The organism is Acinetobacter sp. YH12039, assembly GCF_013420015.1.
GTDB lineage: Bacteria > Pseudomonadota > Gammaproteobacteria > Pseudomonadales > Moraxellaceae > Acinetobacter > Acinetobacter amyesii.
The window spans coordinates 1-6,874 of record NZ_VOZA01000081.1; the positions used below are offsets into that span (position 1 = coordinate 1).

5 protein-coding genes and 1 pseudogene are annotated in these 6,874 nt (G+C 38.4%); 4 read left to right on the top strand and 2 right to left on the bottom strand.

Annotated elements, in window-relative coordinates:
• Window positions 1-463: 463 nt before the first annotated feature.
• Window positions 464-1,477, bottom strand: a complete 1,014-nt coding sequence (gene trpS, locus FTT98_RS16910; RefSeq protein WP_078193010.1) for a tryptophan--tRNA ligase — start codon at window positions 1,475-1,477, stop codon at window positions 464-466.
• Window positions 1,478-1,679: 202 nt separating this feature from the next.
• Between trpS and FTT98_RS16915 the strand changes: the two genes are divergently transcribed.
• Both FTT98_RS16915 and FTT98_RS16920 read left to right on the top strand, forming a co-directional pair.
• The gene (locus tag FTT98_RS16915) at window positions 1,680-2,606 is read left to right on the top strand and encodes a DUF808 domain-containing protein (protein WP_180042268.1); all 927 of its coding nucleotides are present in this window, start codon (window positions 1,680-1,682) and stop codon (window positions 2,604-2,606) included.
• 46 nt (window positions 2,607-2,652) lie between these two features.
• Window positions 2,653-3,558, top strand: a complete 906-nt coding sequence (locus FTT98_RS16920; protein WP_180042270.1) for a neutral zinc metallopeptidase — start codon at window positions 2,653-2,655, stop codon at window positions 3,556-3,558.
• A 57-nt stretch (window positions 3,559-3,615) separates the two neighbouring features.
• On the opposite strand, the gene FTT98_RS16925 is transcribed toward FTT98_RS16920, so the two are convergent.
• Complete coding sequence (locus FTT98_RS16925; protein WP_180042272.1) at window positions 3,616-4,173, bottom strand: hypothetical protein; 558 nt, start codon at window positions 4,171-4,173, stop codon at window positions 3,616-3,618.
• 219 nt (window positions 4,174-4,392) lie between these two features.
• Here FTT98_RS16925 and FTT98_RS16930 point away from each other — a divergent pair, with 219 nt between their 5' ends.
• Both FTT98_RS16930 and FTT98_RS18205 read left to right on the top strand, forming a co-directional pair.
• The gene (locus tag FTT98_RS16930) at window positions 4,393-5,892 is read left to right on the top strand and encodes a sodium:proton antiporter (RefSeq protein ID WP_180042274.1); all 1,500 of its coding nucleotides are present in this window, start codon (window positions 4,393-4,395) and stop codon (window positions 5,890-5,892) included.
• A gap of 121 nt (window positions 5,893-6,013) precedes the next feature.
• Window positions 6,014-6,446: pseudogene (locus FTT98_RS18205) on the top strand (transposase); the annotation flags it as partial.
• Between the last annotated feature and the right edge of the window lie 428 nt (window positions 6,447-6,874).

The window sequence follows — 6,874 nt, forward strand, 5'->3', positions numbered from 1 at the left end:
GAGTGATGGGAGAGAATGTTCAAGAGTGGATTCTAAATGTTCAGATAAAGACATAAAAAAATGAGCGTATTTACATACACTCATTTTTACTACATTTTACTAAAATTTGCTTAACTGACTGGCATTAGCTTAATGCGGGTTTTTTTATTGTTTCAATAGAGGATATTTAATTCTTCTTAGCCAATTTTCAGACAAAAAAATACGCAATGATTGGGGTGTTCATTGCGTATAACAACGAATCTGTTTACACAGGTTCGGTAAAGGAGAAATGTTATGAATTTAGGTATTCCTAAAACATAAGTAGATAATAGAGTGAACGGTCAGTCATTTCATTGGTGTTCACGTTAAGTGATGTTACCTAACGTTAAAACTAAGGAGATTTTGTGAATACCTTCATAAAAAGTGCCTGTAAAAAAAAGCCTTTCACATTGGAAAGGCTTAATTTTATGGAATTTTTTTAAATTTAGAAGTGGAACACACCCAATCCAGATTTAATCTCATCCAACGTTTGTTGGGTAATATCACGGCATCTATCGGTACCAGTTTTTAAAATATCCATGATGTAGTCAGGGTCTTTTTGCAATTCTAAACGGCGTTCACGGATCGGGCCAATCAGCTCTTTTAGCACGCCTTCAAGACGCTTTTTCACAGTACCGTCGCCTAAGCCACCGCGGCGATAGTGTTCTTTCAGCTCTGCAACAGCTTCTTTATCAGGGTCAAATGCATCGAGGTAAGTAAATACGACGTTACCTTCAACTTGACCTGGATCTTCAATACGTAAATGATTTGGATCGGTATACATTGCATTAACAGCTTTCTTGATATCTTTATCAGTTGCGTCAAGCACAATAGTATTGCCCAAAGATTTAGACATTTTTGCTTTACCATCAAAACCTGGCAAGCGACCTACATTAGAGAGTAAAGCTTTACATTCAGGAAGTACGTCACGACCAATTTGACGATTTAAACGACGAACAATTTCATTGGTTTGTTCAATCATTGGAATTTGGTCTTCGCCGACAGGAACGACAGATGCTTTAAACGCTGTAATATCGGCAGCTTGAGCCACTGGGTAGCATAAGAAACCTGCAGGAATGTCACGCTCAAATCCACGCATTTGAATCTCAGATTTGATGGTTGGATTACGCTCTAAGCGAGAAACCGTCACAAAGTTCAAATATAACATGGTCAATTCATTCAATGCTGGTAAGCATGATTGAACGCAAATCGTGGTTTTGGTTGGGTCAATTCCTACAGCAAGATAATCGGTTGCGACTTCAATAATATTGCGACGAACTTTTTCGAAGTTATCAGCATTATCAGTTAAGGCTTGAGCATCAGCTAAAAGAAGATGTTGATGATGCGAATCTTGTAAACCTACACGTGAACGTAAAGAACCTACAAAATGACCTAAATGTAATTGTCCAGTCGGACGGTCGCCAGTCAAAATCACTGGACGATTATCTTGAGTACTCATTATCTGTTCCAAAGTGGTAGTCAAAGCTACGGCTGATTTTCAAAGAATGTCCCCATTGTACGGCATTCTATTTTTGATTGTTACTGACACAGCACAATTGACTGAAAAATGGGTGAATATTTTGTTAATTATTAAAAAACTAAATACAATTTTAGCGTTAAATAGAATTAGAATATTAAAAAATGCCTAAAGGATAAAAATAATGGCGAGTAGCTTATTAATCTTACTTGATGATATTGCAACTGTGCTGGATGATGTTGCTGTCATGAGTAAGATGGCAGCCAAAAAAACAGCGGGTGTCCTTGGAGATGATTTAGCACTGAATGCGCAACAAGTCAGTGGTGTCCGTTCGGATCGTGAACTTCCAGTTGTTTGGTCTGTGGCCAAAGGTTCTTTTGTTAATAAATTAATTTTGGTTCCAGCTGCTTTATTGATCAGTGTGGTTGCACCTTGGCTGATTACACCACTATTGATGATTGGTGGTTTGTTCTTATGCTATGAGGGCGTGGAAAAAGTTCTGCATAGTTTGCATCATAAAAAAGCCAAAACAGAAGAAGTTGCTCGTGAAGAGATGACTAATATTGAAACGGATTTGGTGACTTTTGAGAAAGAAAAAGTCAAAGGTGCCATCCGGACCGATTTTATTTTATCTGCTGAAATTGTGGTGATTTCGTTGGGCACGGTTGCAACTGCGGCATTTGGGACCAAGGTCATGGTGCTTTCGGTGATTGCAATTTTAATGACCGTTGGTGTTTATGGTTTTGTCGCGATGATTGTCAAAATTGATGACTTAGGACTTTATCTCACTCAACAAGCGTCACAATTTAAAAAGACCGTTGGACAAGGTTTGTTGGCATTTGCACCTAAGTTGATGAAGACATTGACCATTGTAGGTACGATTGCCATGTTTTTAGTGGGTGGTGGCATCATTACCCATGGTGTACCTTTGCTACACCATTTTATTGAAGGCTCTGTAGATTATGCAGAACATATTCCTACAGTTGGCAGTATTGTGGGTGCATTAACACCGACTTTAATCAATTTAGTGACAGGTTTTATTGCAGGTTTAATCGTGCTGTGCGTCGTATCTTTAGTTCAAAAAGTATGGCCAAAGTCGCAAAAGGATTAATCTGTAAACGCACGGATATCAACTATTTTATATAAGGAAGATCACTATGCGCTGGAAAGGTCGAAGAGTTAGTTCAAACGTAGAAGACCGTCGCGGTGGTGGCGGTGCAAAAGCGGGTGGGATCAGTATTCTCGGTTTGGTTGTGGCATTTGTTGCGTGGAAGTTTTTTGGTGTCGATCCGCAGCAAGCTTATCAGGCGACTAAACAAGTGACTTCACAGGGTCAAACGGCTGAAGTCAAAGGTCTGGATAATCCAACACCGGAACAACAAGAAGCGATGGATTTTGTTGGCACTGTTTTGGCCGATACGGAAGATACGTGGAATACAGTCTTTCAAGAACAGTTAAATGCTCAGTATAAAGCGCCTAAATTGGTTATGTTTAATGGTGTGGTCAATTCAGGTTGTGGTACAGCACAAGCGGCAATGGGGCCTTTTTATTGCCCAGCAGATCAGAAGGTTTATATTGATACTGCATTCTTTAAAGATATGCGTACGCAAATGGGCATTACGGGTGAACAAAATCAAACTGAATTGAGTCGTCAAGATCAGGCGGGTGATTTTGCGCAAGCCTATGTGGTTGCCCATGAAGTTGGACATCATATCCAAACGATTTTAGGTATTTCTGAGCAAGTTCAGCAGGCGCGTGCGCAAGCGTCTAAAGCTGAAGGTAATCGTTATTCGGTCATGCAAGAACTACAAGCAGACTGCTTTGCGGGTATTTGGGCGCATCATAATCAACAGCGTACCCAATTTTTAGAGCAGGGTGATGTAGAAGAAGCGATGGACGCTGCACATAAGATTGGTGATGACTATTTACAGAAAAGTGCAACTGGGCAAGTGGTCCCAGATAGCTTCACGCACGGAACCAGTGAACAACGTATGAAATGGTTCCAGACAGGGTTGAAATCAGGCAATATCAATAGCTGTGATACCTTTAATCAAGCCATTTAAAACAAAAAAAGGGGGATGCAAACATCCTCTTTTTTTCATTGAAAAATAGATTGAAGCTTATTTGTTGAGAAATGATTTGAAGTTTCGAACAATACGATAGCTGACATACAATGCGGCAAATGCAAATAAAGCCACGCCAAAAACAGTATATTTAAGGCCTGAAATATCGTTTTGATAGAACTGTTTTAATTGGGCATCGCTATAGCGTAATTGTTTTTTTTGTCCAGTGCGGCTATTGGTGAAACTCACATTTTGGATATATTGAAATTGTCCGATTTTCAGTAAATCGAGGTGTTGAATTTGTCGGGTGTGTTGCTGATTAAATTCATCGAGACAAATATCTTGTGCATAGTTTTCACAATTCAGTTTGGCAAGATAACCATTATTCGCCAGCATGATAAAAATCGCACGATCGGGTGATTCATTATTGGAGACCAAAACCAATTGTTCTTTGGGTGTTGAATCCAGTGAGATCGTTTTTGCCTGACTAAAATAGTGCTCAGCACGTAAAATTTCCTGTGACTTGCTATAGCAAGTGAGGATCAGGGCCGCCGTAATGATAAAGATCACCGCAGCAAAAAAGAGTCGAAAAACAGTTTTAATAGTCTGATGCATAGGAGAAATCATGTAGATGATGAAAATGCATAAAATCTATGCAGGCTTGCTATGTTAAATGATCTTGATAAAAGATGTGAAAAAAACTGAATTGATACACGGAATTTAGATAAAATTCGTTAGAATATTTTATTTTTAAATACTAAATAATTTAGTATTTATTTTAAAAATACCTATATCTCACTCTGTAGGCAACACAGCACCAAAATTGGGAACAAAATGGGAAATTATTTTTTTCTACAGGTTTTTACCGTTATTTTTGCACTTTCGATTGCAACCACGATTTTTAATAAACGTATCTTGGGCTTTCCACAAGCCATAGGTGTTCCTATTGTTTCTGCAATTTTTGTCTTTATTTTGCAATGGGGCGCAAGCCTGCTCAATGGCAATCAATTTGTGACGATTAATTTGCACAATATTGAAGAGGCCGTTCGTCATATCGACTTTTATGACTTTTTAATTAATGGCGTGATTTGTTTTATTTTGACCTCATCTGCCTTGAAATTTAAAGTTTCAGATTTACGTTTGCATTGGAAGCCGATCAGTATATTGGCCAGTATTGCCTTGGTGCTTTGTGCGGTGTTTTTTGGTGTTGCCTTATATGGTTATCAGTTCTTAATTGGTCATCATGTTGATTTATTGGTGTTGTTATTATTAGGTGCGGCTTTAGGTGCGACCGACCCGATTGGGGTCAAAGGTGTACTAAGTTCGGTACGTGCGCCACATCATTTGATGGTGAAATTAGAAGGCGAATCTCTCTTTAATGATGCCATGTGTATTGCCGTGTTTATGACTTTACTCAATGTCTTGCAAGGTGAGCATTTTACCGTCCTTGGTACGCTTGAAACACTGTTATATGAAATTGTTGTTGCAATCATTATTGGTTGGGCATTTGGTTTAGGGATTTTACGTTTACTCCGCGGTAAACATGAAATGGAGTCCTTGATTTTAACCACAGCGTTGTTGGCAAGTGGTTCTTATCTAGTCGCTTTATTCGCCCATGCATCTGCACCAATTGCATGCGTCATTGGTGGTTTGATTGTTGGCAATAAATGGAAAGAAATCCTTCAAGATCGTGAAATTCGGGAAGTCAATCATTTCTGGCATACCGTGGAAGGAATCATCAATTCCTTTTTATTTACCCTGATCGGTCTTGAGTTATTTATCTTAGATTTAAGTATCAGCTTGATTTTAGGCGGTATGGTGGCGTTTATTATTTTGCATGCATCGCGCTTTGCAGCAAACTATTTATCTTTTGCATTCTTCCCAAGTTTCCGCAAAAAAAGCTATAACGGTAGTCTTGCGATTTTATCCTGGGGTGGGGTTCGTGGCGGTATTTCATTGGCCCTAATCCTTGCTGTTGCCAATATTCCTGAACTCAGTGAATACAGTAGTATTTTGATTGGATATACATTTATTGCGGTATTAATGTCGGGGCTCGTGTGTGGTCTAGGTTTACCTGCTGTGATGAATGCTTTTTATTACAATCCCAATGAAGAAACCAAAGGCTTTAAAGGTTGGTACCAAAGAATGTGCCATAAAATGAATAAAAAGGGCTTCCAATATATTGTGGGTGAAGATATCCATGGTAATGAAACTATTACGGTTTATAACCCAGAAGCGTTAATAGATACTAAAGCAGATGATGGTGTAGCTGCGGTACATAACCCAGAAAAAGTGCAAGAAGTTCGTCGTTTAGAGAACCCCGAAAACTTCTAAAACTGATTTGTTTGACTTAAAAAAGGAAATGCTTGGGCATTTCCTTTTTTATTTCTAGTTGTGTTCCATCAAGTAACATCAAAAGTCGGGAAATTATGACTGGTCATTCAGCAGGAGATAAAAACATATTGATATTGCGATTAGCTATCAAAAAAGTTCTGATGGACTACATCTACTTGTTGACTCTATAGGTTTGAAGTTATTAGCTGAAGGTGAATCGAAACCTAATAAACATCAGTCTGAAGGTCGACGACAATGGCGTAAACTTCGTATTGGTATAGATGCTGAAAACATTGCAAACATGGACAATTCAGCTCATGACAACAATGTCAGCAGTTCATAAGTACTAGAAAACTTACTTGCATAAATTTCACCTAGTGAGCCAATGAATTCTAGCTATACCGATGGCGCATATGACACAAAATGCTGTAGGCATATCATTTCAGATTTATAAGCACTCTAGTCATTCCTCAAAGAAAAAATGCGAAACCATGAAAAGACAAAAAACTGTGGCTTTGGGAAGAAATGAATTCTTAAAGACAGTCCGACGTGTAAGGTGTGCCGTCATGAAGCTTTTAGTCACATCATGATAAAGTTTATTTGAAGTTCTGCTTTAAATGACGCTGTCTTTTTGCATAAGAAATACGATATCTCGCCATGTTTTTAATTGCATAAATGCGCTCTCTACCAAGGGGCGATATTTATACAAATGGTTGTCATAGCCCAAATGTGTCGATAAAGTTGAATTACTCACTTTGAAAAATACCGATGTGACTTTACAAGATCTAATCGATCACAACCAATTACTGTACTAATCTGTCAAAATTAAGTATTAATCAAAGAGGACCTTCGGGTTCACTGCTGTCCCACAATTTTTCACAAGAGGAAGCTCATTTGAGCTTCCTCTTGTTTTATGGGTATTTTATCGGGTGAAAATAAAGCTTTTAAAGTTCTTCTTTCAAACAAATTCACTTGAATTATT

What these genes read in the sequence shown, in the direction of transcription:
- trpS (WP_078193010.1), bottom strand. Translation starts at nt 1,477, where the DNA reads ATGAGTACTCAAGATAATCGTCCAGTGATTTTGACTGGCGACCGTCCG.
- FTT98_RS16925 (WP_180042272.1), bottom strand. Translation starts at nt 4,173, where the DNA reads ATGCATCAGACTATTAAAACTGTTTTTCGACTCTTTTTTGCTGCGGTG.
- FTT98_RS16920 (WP_180042270.1), top strand. Translation starts at nt 2,653, where the DNA reads ATGCGCTGGAAAGGTCGAAGAGTTAGTTCAAACGTAGAAGACCGTCGC.
- FTT98_RS16930 (WP_180042274.1), top strand. Translation starts at nt 4,393, where the DNA reads ATGGGAAATTATTTTTTTCTACAGGTTTTTACCGTTATTTTTGCACTT.
- FTT98_RS16915 (WP_180042268.1), top strand. Translation starts at nt 1,680, where the DNA reads ATGGCGAGTAGCTTATTAATCTTACTTGATGATATTGCAACTGTGCTG.